The organism is Sphingomonas agri (assembly GCF_038148795.1).
Classification (GTDB): domain Bacteria; phylum Pseudomonadota; class Alphaproteobacteria; order Sphingomonadales; family Sphingomonadaceae; genus Sphingomicrobium; species Sphingomicrobium agri.
The window spans coordinates 290,398-310,437 of sequence record NZ_JBAPEU010000001.1 but is presented as its reverse complement, the minus strand read 5'-3'; the positions used below and the strand labels follow the sequence as shown (position 1 = coordinate 310,437).

The following is a 20,040-nucleotide window of genomic DNA, read 5'->3' as shown; positions in this document are numbered from 1 at the left end:
CGGGCAATTGATGTGAAAGTGACGGCGCATATTGTCCGCCGCGTCATGGTCGAACGCCTCGGCCGACGCCGCGGCCAAAAACAGCAACGGCATCATCCGACCGAGCCCTCCAGGCTAATTCCAAGCAGCTTCTGGGCCTCGACTGCAAATTCCATCGGCAGCTGCTTCAAGACCTCGCGTGCGAAGCCGTTCACAATGAGCGCGACCGCTGCTTCCTGATCAAGTCCCCGACTCATGGCGTAAAACAGCTGGTCCTCGCTGATCTTCGAGGTTGTGGCTTCGTGCTCGATGGTCGCGGTCGGGTTCTTGACCTCGATGTAGGGAACCGTGTGCGCGCCGCAGTCACCGCCGAGAAGCAGGGAATCGCATTGGGTGAAGTTGCGCACATTCTCCGCACGCGGAAGCACCCGGACCAGCCCGCGATAAGTGTTGTTGGACCTGCCCGCACTGATCCCCTTCGAGACGATGGTCGAACGCGTGTTCGCCCCGATGTGGATCATCTTGGTTCCGGTGTCGGCCTGCTGGCGATTGTTGGTCAACGCCACCGAATAAAATTCGCCCACGCTTGAATCGCCCTTGAGGATACAGCTGGGATACTTCCAGGTTATGGCGCTCCCGGTCTCGACCTGGGTCCAGCTGACTTTCGAGCGATCGCCTGCGCACAGTGCCCGCTTGGTCACGAAATTGAAGATGCCGCCGCGGCCTTCCTTGTCGCCCGGGTACCAGTTCTGGACGGTAGAGTATTTCACCTCGGCGTCATCGTGAGCGTAGATCTCGACAACGGCGGCGTGCAGCTGGTTTTCGTCCCGCATCGGCGCCGTGCAGCCTTCGAGGTAGGATACGTAGGCGCCCTTGTCGGCGATGATCAGCGTTCGCTCGAACTGCCCGGTATTTTCCGCATTGATTCGGAAATAGGTCGAAAGCTCCATCGGACAGCGCACGCCCTCGGGCACGTAGACGAACGTGCCGTCGGAAAAGACAGCGCTATTGAGGCAGGCGAAATAATTGTCGCGCTGCGGGACTACCGACCCCAGATACTTCTTCACCAGATCGGGATGTTCGCGGATCGCTTCGGAAATGCTGAGGAAAATCACCCCGGCCTTCTTCAATTCCTCGCGGAAGGTGGTCGCGACGCTGACGCTGTCGAACACCGCGTCGACAGCAACCTTGGCTGCGCCTTCGACGCCCGCGAGGACTTTCTGCTCCTCAATCGGGATGCCGAGCTTCTCGTAGGTACGGCGAATTTCGGGATCGAGCTCGTCAAGTGAGGCAAGCTTCGGTTTCTGCTTGGGCGCCGCGTAATAATAGGCATCCTGGTAGTCGATCGCTGGAATATCGAGCTTGGCCCAGCTGACTTCTTCCATCTCGAGCCAGGCCCGATACGCCTTGAGGCGCCACTCGAGCATCCACGCAGGCTCTTCCTTCTTCGACGAGATGAAGCGGACCGTGTCCTCGCCGAGCCCCTTGGGCGCGAACTCCTGCTCGACGTCCGAAACAAAGCCCCATTCATAGTCCCGATTGACGGCTTCATGGACTTCGGCATTGCGGATGTCGTCGGTCATCGTGCCAGTTCCGTCAGGCTGACAGCGCCAAGGGCACCGCGCACGGCATTGCCGACGACGCCCATGTGCGGCTTGACGCGGCAGTGCGCGTCGAGCGCGCAGTCGGTCCGTCCTTCTGAACAGACCGTCATTGCAATCGGGCCTTCGACCGCTTCGACGATGTCCGCGAGGCTGATCTCGACGGCGGATCTTGCGAGCGAAAATCCGCCCGAAGCGCCGCGAGCGCTGCGCAACAGGCCGCAGGCAGCGAGCTGTCCCATCAGCTTCTGGGCGGTGGGAAGCGGGACCCCCGTCTCCGCGGCAAGCTCTGTTGCGCTGAGGCGAGCAGTCGCAGGACGGCGGGCGGCCGCAGTCATCAGGACCACTGCATAATCGGCAAGATGGCTCAGGCGCATGGTCTAATTCGGATCATTCCAGTCCGATTTAGGAGTTCGGCGCCCGAAACTCAACCGGTTCTGCATCGGTCAGGGCCCCAATATTATTCATGGGTGCTGAAACAAGCTCCCCATGGGGGTATGGCCGCTTCCGTGCGCTTCTACCCACTCATTCGCCCGCTGGCCTTCGCCCTTGACGCTGAAACCGCGCATCGCATGACCATCAAGGTCCTCAAGCTGATGCCACCACGGCGACCACCCGACTTTCCAGCATCGCTCCGGACTACGGTCGCCGGACTCGAATTTCCCACTCCCGTCGGCCTTGCCGCGGGCTTCGATAAGGACGCTGAAGTCCCCGAGCAGATGCTGACCATCGGATTCGGCTTCGTCGAGGTCGGCACGCTCACTCCGCAGCCGCAGGAAGGCAATTCAAGGCCTCGACTGTTCCGGCTCCGCCAGGACGCCGCGGTCATCAACCGCATGGGGTTCAACAACAGGGGCCAGCCAGCCGCTTACGGCCGCCTCATTGACTGTACGCGCATGCACGGGATCATTGGCGTGAACATCGGTGCGAACAAGGACAGCAAGAACAGGATCGCTGACTATGCGAACGGCGTGCGCGCCATGGCCCCCCTCGCGCGTTACCTTACGATCAACATCAGCTCGCCCAATACCCCAGGCCTTCGCCAGTTGCAGGATGAAGGCGCTCTCAAAGCCCTCCTTTCGGCCGTGAACGAGGCCCGGCCGAAGAAGGGACCGCCAATCTTCCTCAAGGTCGCGCCTGACCTTGGTGAGGGCGAGCCCGACCAGATCGTCCGGGTCGCCATCGAGCACGGCGTCGACGCCATAATCATCGGCAATACCACGGTCTCGCGGCCGCCGCTCAGATCGCGCCATGCACTTGAACCGGGCGGCCTTTCGGGGGCACCGCTCAAGGCGCTGGCACTGAAGGCGCTGCGCGAATTCCAGGCGGCATCCGGCGGGCAAATTCCTCTCATCGGCGTTGGCGGCATTTCGACGGCCGACGATGCGTGGGAGCGCATCAGGGCCGGAGCGAGTCTCGTCCAGCTCTATACGGCAATGGTCTATGAGGGGCCCGGCATCGCAAGCCGGATCGCCCGGGGCCTTGCGCACCGGCTGAAGCGCGAAGGTTATGCCAACATTGCCGAGGCAGTAGGGACAGGGTAGCGCGCGGGGATGCGTCTGCGTTCTCTTGCATTGGCCGCCGGACTTTTAGCGCTCGCCGGCCCTTCCGCCACCGCCTCGAAGCCGATCGTTCGCGGTCCTCCCATCCTGCTTGCAAAAGGGATGGTGAGCGCCGCCGATCCGCGTGCGGCCGAAGCGGGCGCCGACATGCTGAGGCGCGGCGGCAGCGCCGCTGACGCGGCCTTTGCGACCCTTCTGGCGCTCAATGTCGTCGAACCGCAAAGCTCCGGGATCGGGGGCGGGGGCTATCTCGTCTACTCCGATCATGGCCATGCTGCAGTGACGTTCGATGGCCGCGAGACGGCGCCTCACGCGGCGGGAGGAACGTGGTTCTACGAAAACGGCCAACCGATGGCGCACGAGGAGGCGGTACCCGGAGGCAAGAGCGTTGGAGTTCCGGGGAATCTTCGGATGATGGCCATGGCGCACAAGCGATATGGCAGGCTTCCCTGGGCAATATTGTTCCAGCCCGCAATCCGCCTTGCCCGGGACGGATTCAAGGTCACGCCACGCCTCTACAACGCGTTGAACAGCAGTCGCCGAACGGGAGCAATGTCCGCCGAGGCCCGTGCCATCTTCTATGGTTCAGACGGCAATCCGCTTCCCGTCGGAACACTCGTGAAGAACCCGGCATTTGCAGCCTTCCTCGAGGGGATTGCAGCGCGGGGCGCTGACAGTTTCTACGTCGGCCCGAACGCGCAGGCGATCGTTGCGACCGTCAATGGTTCACCGCTCCATCCCTCGAAGATGAGCACCGGCGATCTTGCAAGTTATGATGCCAGGATCCGCGCACCGGTCTGCGGAACCTATCGCGGGTACAGGGTCTGCGGAATGGGCCCGTCGTCGTCAGGCGGAACAACGGTTTTCGAAACGCTAAAGCAGCTCGAGCGATTTAACCTGTCGGCGCTTGGGCCTCATTCTCCGACTTCCTGGCACCTTATCGCGGAGTCGATGCGCCTCGCTTATGCAGATCGCGACCAGTATCTTGGCGATGCGGATTACGTTCCGGTGCCTGTCGCGGGGCTCATGAATGCCCGATATCTCGCCGGCCGCTCGGCCCTCATCTCCGCTGACAGGACGATGGCGAACGTCGCAGCCGGGCATCCGGCTGGAGCGGCCAAGCGGATTTGCACTGCGGCACCGGTTGAAGAACGGGGCACCTCGCATTTCGTCGCCGTCGATGCGCAGGGCAACGTCGCCTCGGAAACGTCGACCATCGAAAGCGTGTTCGGCTCCGGATTGATGACGAGCGGCTATTATCTCAACAACGAGCTGACCGACTTCAATATCGTTCCAGGCAAGGATGGGTGCCTGACGGCCAATCGCGTCCAGGGCGGCAAGAGACCGCGAAGCTCGATGAGCCCGACCATCGTCTGGGGGCCTGACGGCCGAATTCGCCTCGCGGTCGGCGCTGCGGGCGGTGCCACAATCCCCGCGCAGGTGCTCAAGACCATCATCGGTGTGATCGACTGGCATCTCACGGCTCAGCAGGCGATCGCGCTCCCGGTGATTTTCGCGCCGGGCGGCGACACGGTTTTTCTTGAGCGCGGAAGCTTCCTCGAGGCTATGGCGCCGCAGCTTCAGGAGCTGGGGCACAAGGTGCAGGTCCGCGATCCGAGCTTCAAGGCGAATGCCGTTGAATGGTCGAACCGCGGCTGGATGGGGGGCGCTGATCCCCGCAGCGAGGGCGCGGCGGTCGCCCAATAGATTTCCAAGGGGGGAACTTGGCCCGACAGCTCGAACGTTTCGACAATCTCGTCTCGCTCTTTCTTTCGCGTGCGCAGGAAAAGGCGGGACAACCGTTTCTCTGGGCAAAGCGAGACGGTGAATGGTGTCCCATCAGCTGGAGCGAGGCGGCGCGGCAGGTGGCAGCGCTCGCCGCCTCCCTGAAACGGATCGGACTTGAGCCGGGAGACCGGGTCGCCCTCGTCAGCGAGAATCGGCCCGAATGGCTGATTGCCGACCTTGCGATCATGGCGGCGGGCTGCGTGACCGTCCCGACCTACACGACCAATACCACCCGCGATCATGCGCATGTGCTCGGTAATTCAGGAGCTCGCGCAGTGATCGTTTCGAGCCAGAAGCTCGCCAGAAATCTCGTGCCCGCGGTGTTGACGTCGGCCGAGTGCCACCACATCATCGGCATCGAACAAATCCGCTCGGGGCAGGTGCCCGACTGGGTCAATGTTCATCACTGGGCCGACCTGACGCGCAGTGACGGCGATGTCGCCCTGATGAAGAAGGCAGTCGCGGGCATCGGGCGCGATGACCTTGCCTGCATCATTTACACGAGCGGCACGGGTGGCGCTCCGCGCGGTGTCCAGCAGCATCACGGCGCAATCCTTCACAACCTCGAGGGCGCGACCGACATCATCTCGACCGATTTTGGCTGGGGCGACGAGGTGTTCCTGTCGTTCCTGCCGGCCAGTCACGCCTACGAGCATATGGGCGGCCAGCATTTCCCCGTCGCACTTGGTGGACAGATCTATTACGCCGAGAGCCTCGAAAAACTGGCCTCGAACATCGAGGAAGTGAAGCCGACGATCATGGTCGTCGTGCCGCGGCTGTTCGAGTTGCTCCGCGCACGCATCCTGAAGTCGGTCGCCGCGCAGGGCGGCCTTTCGAAATATCTTCTGCACCGGGCGCTGAAGATCGGCAGCGACCGTTACAATGGCGCGGTCAAACCATGGGACCTGCCAATGGATGGCATCCTGTCGCTGACGCTGCGGAGGAAGATCCGGGAACGGTTCGGCGGACGGCAAAAGGCGTGGGTCTCGGGTGGTGCGCCCCTCAACCCGGAAGTGGGCGTTTTCTTTCAGTCACTCGGGATCACCTTCCTGCAGGGTTACGGCCAGACCGAGGCGGCACCGCTCATCAGCTGCAACCGGCCGAGCGTCGGAATCCGCCTTGAGACGGTTGGTCCGCCCGTCAAGAACTGCGAGGTGCGCATTGCCGAAGACGGCGAGATCATGGTCCGCGGCGAGAACGTGATGAAGGGTTACTGGCGCAATCCCGCGGAGACCGCGCGGGTCCTGAGCGGCGGCTGGCTTGCAACAGGCGACGTCGGGCATTTCGACGAAGCCGGCCGGATCGTCATTACCGACAGAAAGAAAGACCTGATCGTCAACGATAAGGGCGACAATGTCTCGCCGCAGCGGATCGAGGGAATGCTGACGCTGCAGCCGGAGATCGCGCAGGCGATGGTCTATGGCGATCGCCGTCCGCACCTTGTGGCGCTTCTCGTTCCCGACCCCGAAATCGCGTCAGCTCCGGACCTTCACGCCCAGCTCCAGCGCGCTGTGGACAGGGTCAATGGCGACTTGTCCGTAATCGAAAAAGTGCGACGCTTCGCGCTTGCGGACGACGCCTTCTCAATCGAGAACGAGCAGCTGACGCCGTCCATGAAGATCCGGCGCCATATCATCTCGAACGTCTATGCGGGCCGTCTCGATGCGCTTTACGGCCGCTAGGTTCCGGGTCTCACGTAGGGCGTGAAGTCGCCGAAGACGCAGCTGCCGACGGTAAAGCCATTCATGGTGTCGACGACCTGGGCGATGTCGCCCCGGCATAGATCGGCACTCCCGAATTGCCTGGTCACCAGGGCATTATGGCCTTGAGTCAGACCGTTGCAGCTGCCCTGCATGCGCGCAACATAGACACGGTTGCTGCCACTTCGAAAAGCGATGGTGTCATCGTCGATGACGCGCATGTCGTTCGACAGATAGTGAGGCAGACAGCTGATCGGACGTTGCGCCACTTTGCCGTAGAGCAATTGCTGGAATTCTCTCTGCGACGCCAGTTGTCCGCCAGGAGGCGCCGCCGACATGGTACACGAGGTGAGTGCAGCTGCCGCTGTCAGGAACGGGATCACACGCATGTTGACCTCCTCATAGGGACATCCCTCGGGGCGCGCAGGAACGAATTACAACGCTTCCGCTCATGAACGGAAGCTGTCTTTCTCGGATCTCAAACGCGCGAACTCATCCACGTTTGTGGCGCGAACGAAAGGATTGGTTTCACGTTCCTGCGCAACGGTCGTTGGAACGGTGATCTTCCCTTCTTCCCGCAGGCGGCTGACCTCCGCGAGACGTTGAGCGATAGCCTCGTTGTCAGGCGCCGCATGAGCCGCAAAACGAGCGTTCGAGAGAGTATATTCATGCGCACAATAGAGCCGGGTGTCGCCAGGAAGTTCGGCGAGCCGCCCAAGCGAAGTGAACATCTGCTGCGGCGTCCCTTCGAACAGCCGGCCGCATCCCATTGCGAACAGGGTGTCACCGACAAAGGCGAGTCCGTCCTTGTCGAAGACGAGCGCGATATGTCCAAGAGTGTGACCAGGGACATCGATTACCCGGCCGACATGCGTGCCGAGGCGCAGCTCGCCGCCTTCCGTGAGCGCAATGTCGCGGCCGGGAATCTTTTCGCCTGCAGGGCCGTAGATCGGGGCGCCGGTAGCTTTCTTTATCGCCAGATTTCCGCCGGTGTGATCGGGGTGCCAATGCGTGTTCCAGATCTGCGTGATCGCCCAGCCTCGCCGGTCCGCTTCGGCAAGGACCGGCGCCGCGTCCCCGGGGTCGACCACGGCGGTTTCGCCGCTCACCTCGTCGTGGACGAGCCACAGGTAATTGTCGCTAAAAGCGAGTACCGGCACGATCTTCATCTCAGGCGCCATTACGCCCGGCCCCGGATGATCGCCAGCGCGTCGGCCGCAAGCTTGCGGGTAAGTTCGGCCGCCGGAAGCGCCCGTCCAAGCGGTGCAGCTTGCCCGGCCCACATCGGGCCGAAGCCGAACTCCCCGCGCTTTTCCGCTGCTGCGCGGATGGAGCCAAGAGCTAGGCTCGCGAGCGGATAGGGAGGCACCTCTGGCCTAACCGCGCCCAGATCGTCGATGAGGCGGCCGTGGACGCCGCGGGCTAGGCCGCCCGTCAGGAGGTTGGTGAACAGGGTCCGACCGTCAGCAAGCCTTGCGCGGTGCACCTCGCTGATCGCAGCTTCGGGCGTGTGGAGGTACGCTGTTCCAAGCTGGACCGCGCTCGCGCCCAGAAGGAAAGCTGCGGCAATCCCGCGGCCGTCGGCAATGGCGCCAGCGGCGATGACTGGGACCGACACGACATCCACAATCTGGGGCAGAAGGGCGAACAGCCCGAGTGCTTCCTCGGGGCTGGATCCGAGGAAGCGCCCTGTATGGCCGCCCGCTTCGAAGCCCTGAGCGATGATCGCGTCGACCCCGCGCTGTTCGAGCCAGCGGGCCTCCTCGAGGGTGGTGGCGTTGCCGATGATGATCGCCCCTGTTGCCCTGACGCGCGCAAGGAGACCTTCATCGGGCAGCCCGAAGTGAAAGCTGACGACCTCGGGCCTTGCCTCCTCGACGGCGGTGCACATCGAGTCGTCGAACGGCAGGCGGAGCGCGCCGCCTTTTTCGGGCTGCACGTCGAATTCGTCGTAATAGGGCAGCAGCAAGGCTCTCCACGCGCTGTCGTCCACGGCGCCCGGCATGGCGTGGCAGAAGAAGTTCAGATTGAGGGGACCGCTGGCGCGCGCGCGGACCTCGGCAACTTGCGCTCGAACTTCGCCCGGCGAGAGAAGCGCACACGGCAGAGAGCCCAGAGCTCCGCCTTCGATCGCCCCAACGCAAAGTTCAACGCCGCCGGCGCCGGCCATCGGGGCCTGGATGATCGGCTCCGAGCAGCCGACGAGATCGAGAAAGCCGCTGCCGGGCCAGTTCACCATTGCCCGACGTTCGGCATGGATGCCCAGGGTTCCGACTGCGGGAGCGCTGCCCCTTTCTGGAGGAGTTCCACCGAAATATTATCCGGCGTTCGAACAAAGGCCATGCGCCCGTCGCGGGGCGGGCGGTTGATGGTCACGCCATTGTCCATGAGCCTGGAGCAGGTCTCGTAAATGTCATCGACCTGATAGGCGAGATGGCCAAAATTCCGCCCGCCGTCATAGCCGCCCTCGTCCCAGTTGTAGGTCAGTTCGACTTCGCCTCCCTCGTCGCCGGGAACGCCGAGAAAGACGAGGGTATATCGGCCGGCTTCATTCTCCATTCGCCGCCGCTCTTCGAGACCGAGCAGTTGAAAGAATGCAACAGTCGCGTCCGGATTCGACACGCGGATCATCGAATGCAGGAATTTCATTTCGCGTCCCTCGATTCATCGCTATAAATGCACGGTTCGTCGCAGTCGTGACCGGCGATCGTGACCGGTGGCTGCTCGTTATATGCGGACGAACGCACGGGTTTTCATCCCATGATCAACAAGCTGCAGGACAGCCGCGTCGTCCTTTTGGGCGCGGTGGCGATTTTTGCCGTCGGCCTCACCACCAGTGGCTATGCCCTGGGTGACGGTCTCAGGCGCTCCAAGATGGCCGAGCACCGGACGGTTACGGTGCGCGGCGTTTCAGAACGTAATGTCACTGCCGATCTCGCGACCTGGTCCATCAACTTCTCTCACCAGGGCGACGATCTAGGATCGGTCCAGCAATCGGTTGACCAGCAGGCGCACGCGGTCCGCACCTTCTTCGGTCGTGCCGGCTTCTCGCCAGCAGAAATCACGGACGCGGACGTATCGTTCAGCCGGGACCAGCCAAGGGACAAGGATGGCCGGCCGGCGGGACCCCAGCGACTGACCGTCAGCCGCTCGATCCAGCTTAGGACAAGCGACGTCATGCGCGTGCGGCACGCCTCGAGCCGCCAGGCCGAGTTGCTGCGCGAGGGTGTCGAGCTATCGAACAGTAATATCACCTACAGCTTCACCGGCTTGAACGCACTCAAGCCGCGAATGATCGCCGAGGCGAACCGGAACGCGCGCAGCAGCGCCGAGCAGTTCGCGCGTGACAGCGGAGCCACGGTCGGCCGTATCAAGACCGCGAGCCAAGGCTATTTCTCGGTTGGTCCGCGGGACGGCGAGGACTGTGACGACTGTAGTTCGTCCGGCGGAAGCACGCCCTTCCAGAAGGTGCGGGTCGTAACGACGATCGATTACGATCTGGGTTAGTTATTCTTCGCCGGAACGGCTTCAGTCTTCAGCGTGGGCGTCACACCCAGCATCTCGACGGCCTTGGCGGCAGCTTTGCCGACGGGGCCGTTGGGATCGGCCGACTGGGCACGCTTCCAATACGTACGCGCAGCCTCGTCGTCGCCCGTGAAGTCGGACACGTGCCCCGCTTCGAAGAGAACGGCGGGATCGTTCGGCGCCAGGATCAGCGCCTTCGCAATCGCGCTCTTTGCTGTCAGCGGGTCATTCTCGCGGATCGCGAGGGCCGCCGAAAAATACCAAAAGAAAGGATCCTCGGAGATCGTCGCCGATGCCTCGTTGGCCTTTGCTCGCGCGGTCCTGAGATCGTCCTGCGCCTCGGCGGCGCGGGCGCGGTCGAGGAGCGCCTCACCGCGCTGCTCGGCTTCGAGGCCCGGGAGGCCGAGCGCCCTGTCGAGATCGAGCGCGGCCTTGCCCGGCTGGTTCGCCGCGATCCACAAATTTCCGGCGGCCGCGTACATGCGCGCAGTCCTGGGGTCCTTTTCCAAGGAAGCCTTGGCCGCTTCCTCGAAACCCTGCGCCGCTGACTCATTGTCACCCCTTTTCTGCGCATCCAGTGCGCGGCAAACGAGGGCATCAGGCGTGACAAGATCCGGGCACGTGCCTTTGGCGGCGGGAGCGGCAGCTGCCGCGGCGAGAGCAATGAGAAGAGGGATCAAGGCGCAGGCTCCAGCAGGGTGGCAACGGTCCGCAGGATCGCGTCGATCTCATGCGGAGTGGACAGCCGGTGACCGCCGTCCTTGAGCACATTGAGCTGGACATCGGATGAACGAAGTGCCCGCAGCGTCTTGAAGGCGACGCGTAGCGGAACCTCTTCGTCGCACTCGCCGTGAATGAGCCGGACCGGACAATCGACCCCGATTGACCCGCCAAGGAGCAGCCGCTGACCCGACTCCCAGAATCGGCGTGTCATCCGTCCCTCGTCGGTCAACTTCGCTGCCGCATCGTTCGTAAATCCCCAATCGGTAAAATCGGGAGCCGCGGCTATTCCGACGAGGGATTGAACGCGCTCCGGGCGCAGAAGCGCGAGGTGCAGTGCGATCCAGCCCCCCATCGAGGATCCGATGAGAACGAGCGGACCACGGCTAAGCCTGTCGATGACCTGCAGCGCTTCCTCCAGCCAGAGGTCAAGGGTCCCATCCTCGAACCGGCCGCTGCTCGATCCAGTACCGGAATAATCGAAGCGCAGCATCGCGATCCCGCGGCGCCCCGCGAACGCGTCGATCGCAAGCGCTTTGGTACCCTCCATGTCCGACGCATAGCCAGGCATGAACACCAGTGTCGGACTACCGCCTTCACGTTGGCGATAGGCAATGCGTCGGTCAGCGATCTCGAGATAGGCAACCTTGCTCATGTACCTGCCCTAGCGCTTCGTCGCCGGGCAGCAACTCGTCGATTGACCGACTGACTGATGATTCGCTCCCGTGGCGGCCGGTCCTATAGGCGCCTTTGCCTGTCCCTTTCGGCAACGGGCGGTCCGGAACAGGCACGTATGCGGCCGGTTGTCGTCAACAAGCAAAGGAGGCAGGTCCATGAAAACCCGCAAGCTCGGCAGCAGCGATCTCGAGATTTCCGAAATTTCCCTGGGATCGTGGCTGACCTATGGCGTCGGCGTCGAAGCCGAGAGCGCACGCGCCTGCCTCGAAGAGGCGTTCGCGCAGGGCATCAACTTCATCGATACTGCGAATGTCTACGGGCAGGGCGCGGCGGAATCCTTTCTTGGGGAGGCGCTGCATGGGCGGCCCCGCCAATCCTATGTGCTGGCGACGAAGGTCTATTTTCCCATGGGGCCGAACGATCGCGGCCTTTCGCGCGGCCAGATCGAGAAGCAGCTCGATGCTTCCCTCCGGAGACTGAGAACCGACTACGTCGATCTCTATCAGTGCCATCGCTACGACCGGGAAACGCCGCTCGAGGAGACGATGGAGACGCTGACCCGCGCAATCGAGCAAGGCAAGACCCGCTACATCGGATTTTCCGAATGGCCTGCAGAGCAGATCCAGGCGGCAATTGACATGACTGGCGTCGCCCGGTTCGTTTCGAGCCAGCCCCAATATTCGCTGTTGTGGCGAGAGCCCGAAAAAGAGGTGATCCCGCTCTGTGCGGCCAATGGCATCTCGCAGATCGTTTGGTCTCCGCTCGGCCAGGGGGTCCTTAGCGGCAAGTATGACCCTGACCAGCCGCCGCCTTCGAACTCGCGGGCGGCGAGCGAGGAAATGGGCGGATGGATGGACCGGCTGATGCAGCCCGACGTCCTTCGCGCCGTCCAGAAGCTGAAGCCGATCGCCAACGAGGCGGGCCTCACTCTGCCACAGTTTGCGCTCGCCTGGGTGTTGCGGGAGCCCAACGTCGCTTCCGCAATAATCGGGGCGTCGCGGCCGGAGCAGGTGCGCGAGAACGCGGGCGCATCGGGTGTGATCATCGACACCCAATTGTTCATGCGCGCAGAGCAAATCATCGACGAGGTCCTCGGCCGCGTCGAAGCCTGACTCTCAACGAGGGGATAGACACAATCTCCTCGACCGGCCGGACTTTCAGCTTTTCGCCGGCCGCCCTCGGCATCCCGGCTGAGCTTCCTGAACTCCCGCGGCGCACCGACACCGCCGGCACTTACTCAAGGAGCGCTTTGAAGGCGCCTGGTCCAGCGGTCCACTTCGCGGTCGAATGACGCAAGATCGAAATGTTGCGGGTCGTCGTGCGCTTCGGGAATGCCGCGATCGATATTGGCGTGGAACGCCGGGATCATCCACGTCCCCGCACGCGCGCTTGCAAGAACGTAGAGGAAGGCAAGCGTCCGGTATTGCCGTCGGGTGAAGCCGGGATCGGGTCCGATCCGATCGTTGTGAGGAGGCCCCGAGGAGTCCTCGCGCCGCGGCTGCACATTCTCCACGTGCAGGAAGCGGCCGCGTAGGGGTTCGCCGAGGATCCTTTCGAGCTTGGTTGCGCGCCAGCCGACTTCGAGATCATGACCAACGCTCACTCGTCCACGGCGATCGTTGAACAGGTGGGCGACCGCGTCCTTGCCGAGGAATTGCCTGACATCGTTGAAATAGGCCTGCTTGTCGAAGCCTCGCGGGAAATCCCTCGTACCGATCCAGGGCGAGCTCGTGTCGTGGATCACGAAATAGATGGCCCGATGATGATCGAGCGTTTCCGACACTGGTGTCGTCGCCGGCAGCGCGATCCCCTGGCGCCGAAGCTCCGCTGCAAGTTTCGCCGCGTTGATGTGGGCGGGCTGGCCGATCAGACGGGCGAGCGTCGGCGGCAGGTCCTGTTGCGCTTCTGCACTGCCGCCCGGATCCACATGGCGCGTGAGACAGCGGGCCTGCTCGAGCGCCGATCCTGCAAACTCGAAGGTCGCGCGATCGAAGTGGCATTCGACGTCCGGTGTCAGCAGCTGGGCCGCGAGAAGCAGCGCGATCACTAGATTGCCTTTGAACTGCGACGGGAAGGAGACACGAAGATATCCTCGATGGACCGGTCGAATAGTTCGGCAATGCGGAACGCCAGTGGCAGAGAGGGATCATATTTGCCGGTTTCGATCGCGTTGACGCTTTGACGCGACACCTCCAGGCGTCCGGCAAGGTCCTGCTGGCTCCAGTTGCGCGCGGCGCGTAGAAGACGAAGACGGTTTTCCACGTTCACTCCCTCCGGCAGAAGCGCGCGTAAAGCTTCTTTGTCACTAAGACAAGTAAACTTTACTTCAATGCGACCAAAGTCGTCAACTGACCTTTACGTCGCCGTCGCTTCCGGGCGCGCCTGATCAACGAGGCGGTGCGGGATCAGGCGCACGCAATAGTGGGAGCAGAACCGATGCTGCGGTTGAGAGGGCTGCCGAGCGACGCTACATGGCCCTCGTCATGACCAAGATGTTCAAGATCGCCCTTCCCGACGGCTCGGTGAAGGAAATGCCCGAGGGGTCGACGCCGGCCGACGTCGCAGCGGCGATCGGGCCCGGGCTCGCCAAGGCTGCCCTTGCTGCCAAGGTGGATGGCGAGGTCAGGGACATCATGCGTCCGTTCGAGGGCGATTCCAGCCTCGCCCTCATCACCTCGCGCGACGAGAAGGACGCACTGGAGCTCGTCCGTCACGACTTTGCGCATATCCTCGCGGAGGCCGTGCAGAACCTCTTTCCAGGGACGCAGATTACCTTCGGCCCCGCGACGGAGGACGGCTTTTACTATGACTTCGCACCGAGCTCGGAGCATGGGCCGTTCACCGAGGAAGACCTGCCGCTGATCGAGGAGGAGATGCGGCGCATCATCGCCGCCGACAAGCCGCTCGTGCGGGAGGTCTGGTCGCGCGACGAGGTTCGCGACTTCTTTGAGAAGCAAGGCGAGGCGTTCAAGGCCCAGTGGGTTATGGATCTGCCTGCCGGCGAAACCATCACCATGTACCGCACCGGCGCCGGGGAGGAAGCGTGGATCGACCTTTGCCGCGGACCGCACCTCGCCTCCACCGGAAAGCTCGACCCGAGCGCCTTTAAACTGACGCGGGTCTCGGGTGCCTATTGGCGCGGCGATCCCAAGAACCCGATGCTTAGCCGGATCTACGGAACTGCATGGCTAAGCAAGAAGCAGCTCGATGCCTATCTCGTCCGGCTCGAGGAGGCAGCCAAGCGCGACCATCGCAAGATCGGTCAGGAGATGGACTTGTTCCACCTCCAGGCGGAAGCGCACGGCAGCGTCTTCTGGCATCCCAACGGCTATATCATCTGGCGCGAACTCGAGGCTTACATGCGCCGGCGGCTCGACGCTGCCGGCTATCTTGAAGTGAAGACGCCGCAGCTGATGGACGCGCGCCAATGGGAAAAGAGCGGGCACTGGGGAAAATATCGGGAGAATATGTTCGTCGTCCCCGACGAGATCCCGTCGACGGACGAGGATGCGCCGATCCTGTCGGGTGGCGGGGATCTCATGGCGCTGAAACCGATGAACTGTCCCGCCCACGTGCTCATCTTCAATCAGGGCATCAAGAGCTATCGCGACCTTCCGCTTCGACTGGCGGAGTTCGGCTGCTGTCACCGGAACGAGCCGCACGGCGCGCTGCACGGCATACTTCGTGTGCGCCAGTTCACCCAGGACGACGCTCATATTTTCGTGACGGAGGAACAGCTAGTCGACGAGGTCGTCGAATTCTGCGACCTTCTGGACAGCGTCTATCGCGACCTTGGTTTCGAGAGCTACGCGATCAAGCTCGCCCTGCGGCCCGACCAGCGGTACGGCACGGACGCGGAATGGGATCACGCCGAGCAGGTATTGCGCGACGCGGTCAAGAAGGCGGGCCGGAACACTGCCGAATATGGTTGGGAGGAGCTCCCGGGCGAAGGCGCCTTCTATGCCCCCAAGCTCGAATTCCACCTGACTGACGCCATCGGGCGGACCTGGCAGGTCGGGACCATCCAGGCCGACACCGTCCTTCCCGAACGTCTGGATGCCAATTACGTCGGCGAAGACGGTCAGAAGCACCGCCCCGTCATGCTGCATCGGGCGATCATCGGTACCTTCGAGCGCTTCATTGGTATCCTGATCGAACATTATGCCGGCAGGTTCCCGCTGTGGCTGGCGCCCGTCCAGGCGGTTGTGGCGACAATCGTTTCCGAGGCGGATGGATATGCGAAGGACGTTGCCGCGAGGCTGGCGGCGGCCGGGATCCGGGTCGAGACCGACCTTCGCAACGAGAAGATCAACTACAAGGTGCGCGAGCACAGCCTCGCCAAGGTTCCGTTGCTCCTCGTTGTCGGCAAGCGCGAGGCGGAGGAGGGAACGGTCGCGGTGCGCCGCCTTGGAAGTGACGATCACCAGATGATGATGAGTCTCGACGAAGTCGTCGCAATGATACGGAACCAAGCGGTGCCGCCCGACCTTAAGCCATCGGCATGACGACTCCGCGCCACAGGTCGCGGCAAAAAAGACTCACATTCGTTCACGCGGACTTTTCATGAAGCCCGCGAGTGCTTAACTCTCAACGCTGCCAACAACTATTCGGAGACTTCGCTATACCGCCGCCCTATCCACGCCGTCCCATGGCACCCCCGCCGCCGATGAGTGGCCCCCGCTACAACGAGTTCATCCAGTCGCCCAAGGTCAGGGTGATCGATGAGAACGGCGAAAATCTGGGCGTGATGTTTACGCGCGAAGCCTTCGAACAGGCGCAGGAAGTCGGACTCGATCTCGTCGAGATTTCTCCGAACGCGGATCCGCCGGTCGCAAAGTTCCTCGATATCGGGCGCTACAAATATGAAGCGCAGAAGAAGGCCGCCGAGCAGCGCAAGAAGCAGAAGACGCAGGAGATCAAAGAGATCAAGATGCGTCCGAACATCGACGACCACGACTACGACACCAAGATGAAGAAGGTGTTCGAGTTCCTCGAGGAAGGGGACAAGGTGAAGGTCACCATGCGCTTCCGCGGCCGCGAGATGGCGCACGGAGAGCTTGGAATGGCGGTCCTCCGCCGTGTCCAGGAGCAAACGGCCGAGATGGCAAAGGTCGAAGCGCATCCGCGCATGGAAGGCCGCCAGATGCTGATGGTGCTGGCTCCCAAGTAAGATTCGAGTTCGAGCGCCATGGGCGGCCACGCTTGCCGGACGTTCCGCCCATGGCCCTTACTTACACTGCTGTTGCCAAATTGCTGCAGGCGTCCCCCATTGTTTGCCGCCAGCAGCTGCAGCGCTTTCCTTTGAACGCTTTTCGGGTTTAGCCTCACTCTCAACCGGGCGTCGTTCGTCCGAGGGGGAGAGAAAGAAATGATCCGCAAGTCCGCCTTCCTGGCGTCGGCTGGTCTGATGGCCGTCGCGACTCCGGCGTTCGCCCAGACTTCCGTCTCCAACACTGACACGGACAAACAGTCGGCAAGACCCACGCCGGGAGCGACCGAAGGGGCCGCGACGCAGGACCGGGCGCGCCAGCAGCAGCCCGTCGACACCGCCGACATCGTGATCACTGCGACGCGCCGTAACCAGGCGTTGTCAGACGTGCCGATGGCGGTGAGCGCGGTCACCGCGGAGAATCTTCGCAACACGGGCGCGGACGATATCCGCCAGCTCAACCAGGTGGCGCCCTCGCTACTCGTTTCATCCACCTCGTCGGAGAGCGGCGCCGCAGTGGCGCGCATTCGCGGCGTTGGTACCGTCGGCGACAACCCGGGTCTTGAAGGTTCGGTCGGCATCTTCATCGACGGCGTCTATCGCTCGCGCGCCGGCGTAGGGCTCAGTGAACTGGGTCCGCTCGACCGGATCGAGGTGCTGCGCGGTCCGCAGGGCACTCTTTTCGGACGCAATACCTCGGCGGGTCTGATTTCGATCATCACCGCCAAGCCGCGGTTCACGCCCGAGATCGACGGCCAGGTCGACGTTGGCAATTACTCGATGCGCCGATTCCAGGGCAGTGTTACCGGCCCCTTGAGCGACACGATCGCCGCACGTCTCGACGGCGTTTATCTCAAGCGCGACGGTTTCCTCAAAGACGTTATCTCGGGGCGCCGCATCAATGACCGCGACCGCTGGCTGCTGCGCGGCCAGCTGCTGTTCCAGCCGAACGACAATCTGTCGGTACGGCTGATTGGCGATTATTCTAGGCTCAAGGAGGAATGCTGCGGCGCCACCTATCTTCCGGCCAAGGACGTCACGGCGGCGGGTGACCAGCCCTCGACCATTGCCGCGATCGAACGTGCGCTTGGCGGCATCATCAACGATGACACTTTTTCAAGGCGGGTATCGATCACGCCTGGGCGCGACTATGATTCGCGCGTCCGGGACTGGGGACTCTCGGGTGAGATCGTCTATGATTTCGGCGTCGCCGAACTGACCTCGATCACGGCATACCGCTACAACAAATATACGCGCGGCCAGGACGCAGACTTCAACAACCTCGACCTGCTCTACCGCGCGAGCGACGGCGGCTCGTTCAACCGGTTCAAGACCTTTACCCAGGAACTCCGCCTGCAGGGCAATGCCTGGAACAACCGGCTCGACTGGCTGATCGGCGGCTATTACGCGAACGAGAAGCTCGGCGTCGACGACAACCTTTCCTACGGCAGCGATTACGGCAGGTTCGGCAACTGCCTCGTTGCTGCAAACTTCGTCGCTCAAGGTTCCCCGTCATCTCTTCTTGCTCCGGGTGCCTCGCCGACGTGCTTCAACCCCGCCGTTGCAGCCGGTGTGCGTGCATCGCTGCTCGCTTCGCTTGCTACCGCGCCAAATCCGACCGTAGCCGCGAATATCGCCAGCAACATCGCGGCGCTCTCGGCCTTCGCGCGGCTCTCCAACGTCGGCCTGCCGCCGACGCTTCCCCTGCCGAATTTTTCCGGAGCGCCTTTCGTCAACAGTGGGTTTTCGAACCTTACGAGCCCGGCGCTCAGCTTCACTGGCGTGGGCCTCGACGATTCCTACCGGCAGACAAGCAACAACTGGGCCGTTTTCACGCACAACATCATCTCGATCACCGACCAGCTGAAGCTCACTCTCGGTGCGCGGTACACCCATGAGAAGAAATCGCTCACCGCGTCCCTGTTCGACAACAACTTATTGTGCACCCTGCTCTCGGGCAGCGGTCTCCAGCAGCTGCCTTGCGTCATTCCGGCCGCCCCTGGAGGAAGGTTCGCGATCGATGATTCGCGCAGCGAATCGAAGCTCTCGGGAACGGCAGTAATCAGCTACAAGCCGACCGACCGGCTGCTGACTTACGCGAGCTATTCGCGGGGCTACAAGGCGGGCGGCTTCAACCTTGATCGCTCGGCGCTTTGGCGTGCCCAGACGGTGCCGACGACCGTTCCTGCCACTCCGCCAACTGCCGTCCTTGGCAATCCGCCGCTGTCGGGCAGCGGCGCCGTCTGCGTCAGCGCAGCCCAGACGGGCTGTCAGGGGATCGTTGCTTCCGGCAACGACCTTCAGTTCAAGCCCGAGATCAACGACGCGTTTGAAGCGGGCTTCAAATATCATGGCCGCGGAATCGATCTCAATTTCGCTCTGTTCCACCAGGTCTTCCGGGACTTCCAGCTTAATACCTTCAATGGCCTCAACTTCTTCGTCGAGACCATCAACAGCTGCAGCACCGACCTCAATGGCGCGGACACCGATAATAATCCCCGCACCGGCGCCTGCACGGGTCACAAGGGCGCGGGCGTGCGCAGCCAGGGGTTCGAGCTCGAGGCGTTCACACGCCCGCTTCCCGATCTTTCGTGGAATGCCGGCGTGACCATGGCTGACACCAAGTATCGCAAGAACCTGATCGGTGCCGACGGCCGCGCCCTGAACAATGCCTTGTTCCAGCTGCCCGGTCGCAGGATCTCCAACGCTCCGCTGTGGACAATCACTTCGTCGATCGGATGGACGCCGCCGATCGGCAGCGGCGGACTTCGCGGCCTTATCTATTTCGACGGCCGCTACATGAGCCAGTTCAATACCGGCTCGGACCTCGACATCGAGAAGACCCAGAAGGCCTTCGCCCTGTTCAACGGCCGCGTCGGCGTGCACGGTCCCGACGACTCCTGGGCAATCGAGCTCTGGGGCCAGAACCTGTTCAACAAGCGATACATCCAGGTCGGCTTCGATGCGCCGTTGCAGGGATCGGGGACCACCCGTGCCGTCCAGGCCGGGTTTATCGGACGCTCGACGCAGCTCTACGGCGCATTCCTGGGCGAACCGCGGACGTTCGGGCTGACGCTGCGTGCAAAGATGGGCTTCCATCACGCTGCGCCGCCGCCCCCGCCGCCGCCCCCACCTCCGCCGCCGCCTCCGGCGACGCAGACCTGCCCGGATGGATCGGTAATTGCTGCAACGGCAACATGCCCGCCGCCTCCGCCTCCGCCTCCGCCGCCTCCACCGGCGCCAGAGCGCGGGATCTAGGCTTCCAGCTGGATCAAAAG

At 62.8% G+C, this 20,040-nt stretch carries 18 protein-coding genes; 8 read left to right on the top strand and 10 right to left on the bottom strand.

Annotated features, from left to right (window positions below; genetic code table 11):
- Positions 1-92: 92 nt before the first annotated feature.
- Positions 93-1,562 (bottom strand): Fe-S cluster assembly protein SufB, encoded by a 1,470-nt coding sequence (gene sufB, locus V8192_RS01560; RefSeq protein WP_341631304.1) that lies wholly within the window; start codon positions 1,560-1,562, stop codon positions 93-95.
- Positions 1,559-1,957 (bottom strand): SUF system Fe-S cluster assembly regulator, encoded by a 399-nt coding sequence (locus V8192_RS01555; protein WP_341631303.1) that lies wholly within the window; start codon positions 1,955-1,957, stop codon positions 1,559-1,561. The genes sufB and V8192_RS01555 overlap by 4 nt, the downstream gene beginning before the upstream one ends.
- A 120-nt stretch (positions 1,958-2,077) precedes the next feature.
- On the opposite strand from V8192_RS01555, the gene V8192_RS01550 reads away from it, so the two are divergent.
- Genes V8192_RS01550 through V8192_RS01540 form a run of 3 tightly spaced genes read left to right on the top strand, consistent with a single transcriptional unit; the run spans position 2,078 to position 6,612 of the window.
- Positions 2,078-3,124, top strand: coding sequence for a quinone-dependent dihydroorotate dehydrogenase (locus tag V8192_RS01550; protein ID WP_341631302.1), 1,047 nt, complete (start codon positions 2,078-2,080; stop codon positions 3,122-3,124).
- A gap of 9 nt (positions 3,125-3,133) precedes the next feature.
- Positions 3,134-4,849 (top strand): gamma-glutamyltransferase, encoded by a 1,716-nt coding sequence (gene ggt, locus V8192_RS01545; protein WP_341631301.1) that lies wholly within the window; start codon positions 3,134-3,136, stop codon positions 4,847-4,849.
- A gap of 17 nt (positions 4,850-4,866) precedes the next feature.
- Positions 4,867-6,612 (top strand): AMP-dependent synthetase/ligase, encoded by a 1,746-nt coding sequence (locus V8192_RS01540; RefSeq protein ID WP_341631300.1) that lies wholly within the window; start codon positions 4,867-4,869, stop codon positions 6,610-6,612.
- Here V8192_RS01540 and V8192_RS01535 read toward each other — a convergent pair.
- The 4 genes from V8192_RS01535 to V8192_RS01520 are packed head-to-tail and all read right to left on the bottom strand — an operon-like array spanning position 6,609 to position 9,279.
- Entirely contained in the window at positions 6,609-7,019 is a 411-nt protein-coding gene (locus tag V8192_RS01535) for a hypothetical protein (protein WP_341631299.1), read from the bottom strand. The genes V8192_RS01540 and V8192_RS01535 overlap by 4 nt on opposite strands.
- Positions 7,020-7,079: 60 nt before the next feature.
- Positions 7,080-7,799: a hydroxyacylglutathione hydrolase gene (gene gloB, locus V8192_RS01530; RefSeq protein WP_341631298.1), complete on the bottom strand. Its 720-nt coding sequence runs from the start codon at positions 7,797-7,799 to the stop codon at positions 7,080-7,082.
- An 11-nt stretch (positions 7,800-7,810) separates the two neighbouring features.
- Positions 7,811-8,869 (bottom strand): NAD(P)H-dependent flavin oxidoreductase, encoded by a 1,059-nt coding sequence (locus V8192_RS01525; protein WP_341631297.1) that lies wholly within the window; start codon positions 8,867-8,869, stop codon positions 7,811-7,813.
- A complete protein-coding gene (locus tag V8192_RS01520) occupies positions 8,863-9,279 on the bottom strand; it encodes a VOC family protein (RefSeq protein WP_341631296.1) in 417 nt (138 codons plus the stop codon). The genes V8192_RS01525 and V8192_RS01520 overlap by 7 nt, the downstream gene beginning before the upstream one ends.
- Before the next feature lie 111 nt (positions 9,280-9,390).
- On the opposite strand from V8192_RS01520, the gene V8192_RS01515 reads away from it, so the two are divergent.
- Positions 9,391-10,137 (top strand): SIMPL domain-containing protein, encoded by a 747-nt coding sequence (locus V8192_RS01515; RefSeq protein ID WP_341631295.1) that lies wholly within the window; start codon positions 9,391-9,393, stop codon positions 10,135-10,137.
- Here the strand turns inward: V8192_RS01515 and V8192_RS01510 are convergent.
- Positions 10,134-10,835 carry a tetratricopeptide repeat protein gene (locus V8192_RS01510; RefSeq protein WP_341631294.1) on the bottom strand — a complete coding sequence of 234 codons (702 nt, stop codon included), beginning with the start codon at positions 10,833-10,835 and terminating at the stop codon, positions 10,134-10,136. The two genes, V8192_RS01515 and V8192_RS01510, sit on opposite strands and share 4 nt — an antisense overlap.
- On the bottom strand, positions 10,832-11,530 hold the full coding sequence (locus V8192_RS01505; protein WP_341631293.1) for an alpha/beta fold hydrolase: 699 nt from the start codon (positions 11,528-11,530) through the stop codon (positions 10,832-10,834). The genes V8192_RS01510 and V8192_RS01505 overlap by 4 nt, the downstream gene beginning before the upstream one ends.
- Before the next feature lie 178 nt (positions 11,531-11,708).
- On the opposite strand from V8192_RS01505, the gene V8192_RS01500 reads away from it, so the two are divergent.
- Positions 11,709-12,665 carry an aldo/keto reductase family protein gene (locus V8192_RS01500; protein WP_341631292.1) on the top strand — a complete coding sequence of 319 codons (957 nt, stop codon included), beginning with the start codon at positions 11,709-11,711 and terminating at the stop codon, positions 12,663-12,665.
- A gap of 125 nt (positions 12,666-12,790) precedes the next feature.
- Here the strand turns inward: V8192_RS01500 and V8192_RS01495 are convergent, their stop codons facing one another.
- Together V8192_RS01495 and V8192_RS01490 are read right to left on the bottom strand one after the other, a co-directional pair.
- Positions 12,791-13,600 carry a hypothetical protein gene (locus tag V8192_RS01495; protein WP_341631291.1) on the bottom strand — a complete coding sequence of 270 codons (810 nt, stop codon included), beginning with the start codon at positions 13,598-13,600 and terminating at the stop codon, positions 12,791-12,793.
- A complete protein-coding gene (locus V8192_RS01490) occupies positions 13,600-13,815 on the bottom strand; it encodes a helix-turn-helix transcriptional regulator (RefSeq protein WP_341631290.1) in 216 nt (71 codons plus the stop codon). The genes V8192_RS01495 and V8192_RS01490 overlap by 1 nt, the downstream gene beginning before the upstream one ends.
- Positions 13,816-14,036: 221 nt before the next feature.
- Here V8192_RS01490 and thrS point away from each other — a divergent pair, with 221 nt between their 5' ends.
- The 3 genes from thrS to V8192_RS01475 all read left to right on the top strand — a co-directional run bounded on the left by thrS (position 14,037) and on the right by V8192_RS01475 (position 20,020).
- Positions 14,037-16,058: a threonine--tRNA ligase gene (thrS, locus tag V8192_RS01485; RefSeq protein WP_341632280.1), complete on the top strand. Its 2,022-nt coding sequence runs from the start codon at positions 14,037-14,039 to the stop codon at positions 16,056-16,058.
- A gap of 143 nt (positions 16,059-16,201) precedes the next feature.
- Positions 16,202-16,723, top strand: a complete 522-nt coding sequence (infC, locus tag V8192_RS01480; protein ID WP_341631289.1) for a translation initiation factor IF-3 — start codon at positions 16,202-16,204, stop codon at positions 16,721-16,723.
- A 198-nt stretch (positions 16,724-16,921) separates the two neighbouring features.
- Complete coding sequence (locus V8192_RS01475) at positions 16,922-20,020, top strand: TonB-dependent receptor (RefSeq protein ID WP_341631288.1); 3,099 nt, start codon at positions 16,922-16,924, stop codon at positions 20,018-20,020.
- Positions 20,021-20,040: the final 20 nt, after the last annotated feature.

Coding starts and splice junctions, on each gene's coding strand:
- sufB (WP_341631304.1), bottom strand. CDS start 1,562: ATGACCGACGACATCCGCAATGCCGAAGTCCATGAAGCCGTCAATCGG.
- V8192_RS01555 (WP_341631303.1), bottom strand. CDS start 1,957: ATGCGCCTGAGCCATCTTGCCGATTATGCAGTGGTCCTGATGACTGCG.
- V8192_RS01550 (WP_341631302.1), top strand. CDS start 2,078: ATGGCCGCTTCCGTGCGCTTCTACCCACTCATTCGCCCGCTGGCCTTC.
- ggt (WP_341631301.1), top strand. CDS start 3,134: ATGCGTCTGCGTTCTCTTGCATTGGCCGCCGGACTTTTAGCGCTCGCC.
- V8192_RS01535 (WP_341631299.1), bottom strand. CDS start 7,019: ATGCGTGTGATCCCGTTCCTGACAGCGGCAGCTGCACTCACCTCGTGT.
- gloB (WP_341631298.1), bottom strand. CDS start 7,799: ATGAAGATCGTGCCGGTACTCGCTTTTAGCGACAATTACCTGTGGCTC.
- V8192_RS01525 (WP_341631297.1), bottom strand. CDS start 8,869: ATGGTGAACTGGCCCGGCAGCGGCTTTCTCGATCTCGTCGGCTGCTCG.
- V8192_RS01520 (WP_341631296.1), bottom strand. CDS start 9,279: ATGAAATTCCTGCATTCGATGATCCGCGTGTCGAATCCGGACGCGACT.
- V8192_RS01515 (WP_341631295.1), top strand. CDS start 9,391: ATGATCAACAAGCTGCAGGACAGCCGCGTCGTCCTTTTGGGCGCGGTG.
- V8192_RS01505 (WP_341631293.1), bottom strand. CDS start 11,530: ATGAGCAAGGTTGCCTATCTCGAGATCGCTGACCGACGCATTGCCTAT.
- V8192_RS01500 (WP_341631292.1), top strand. CDS start 11,709: ATGAAAACCCGCAAGCTCGGCAGCAGCGATCTCGAGATTTCCGAAATT.
- thrS (WP_341632280.1), top strand. CDS start 14,037: ATGACCAAGATGTTCAAGATCGCCCTTCCCGACGGCTCGGTGAAGGAA.
- infC (WP_341631289.1), top strand. CDS start 16,202: ATGGCACCCCCGCCGCCGATGAGTGGCCCCCGCTACAACGAGTTCATC.
- V8192_RS01475 (WP_341631288.1), top strand. CDS start 16,922: ATGATCCGCAAGTCCGCCTTCCTGGCGTCGGCTGGTCTGATGGCCGTC.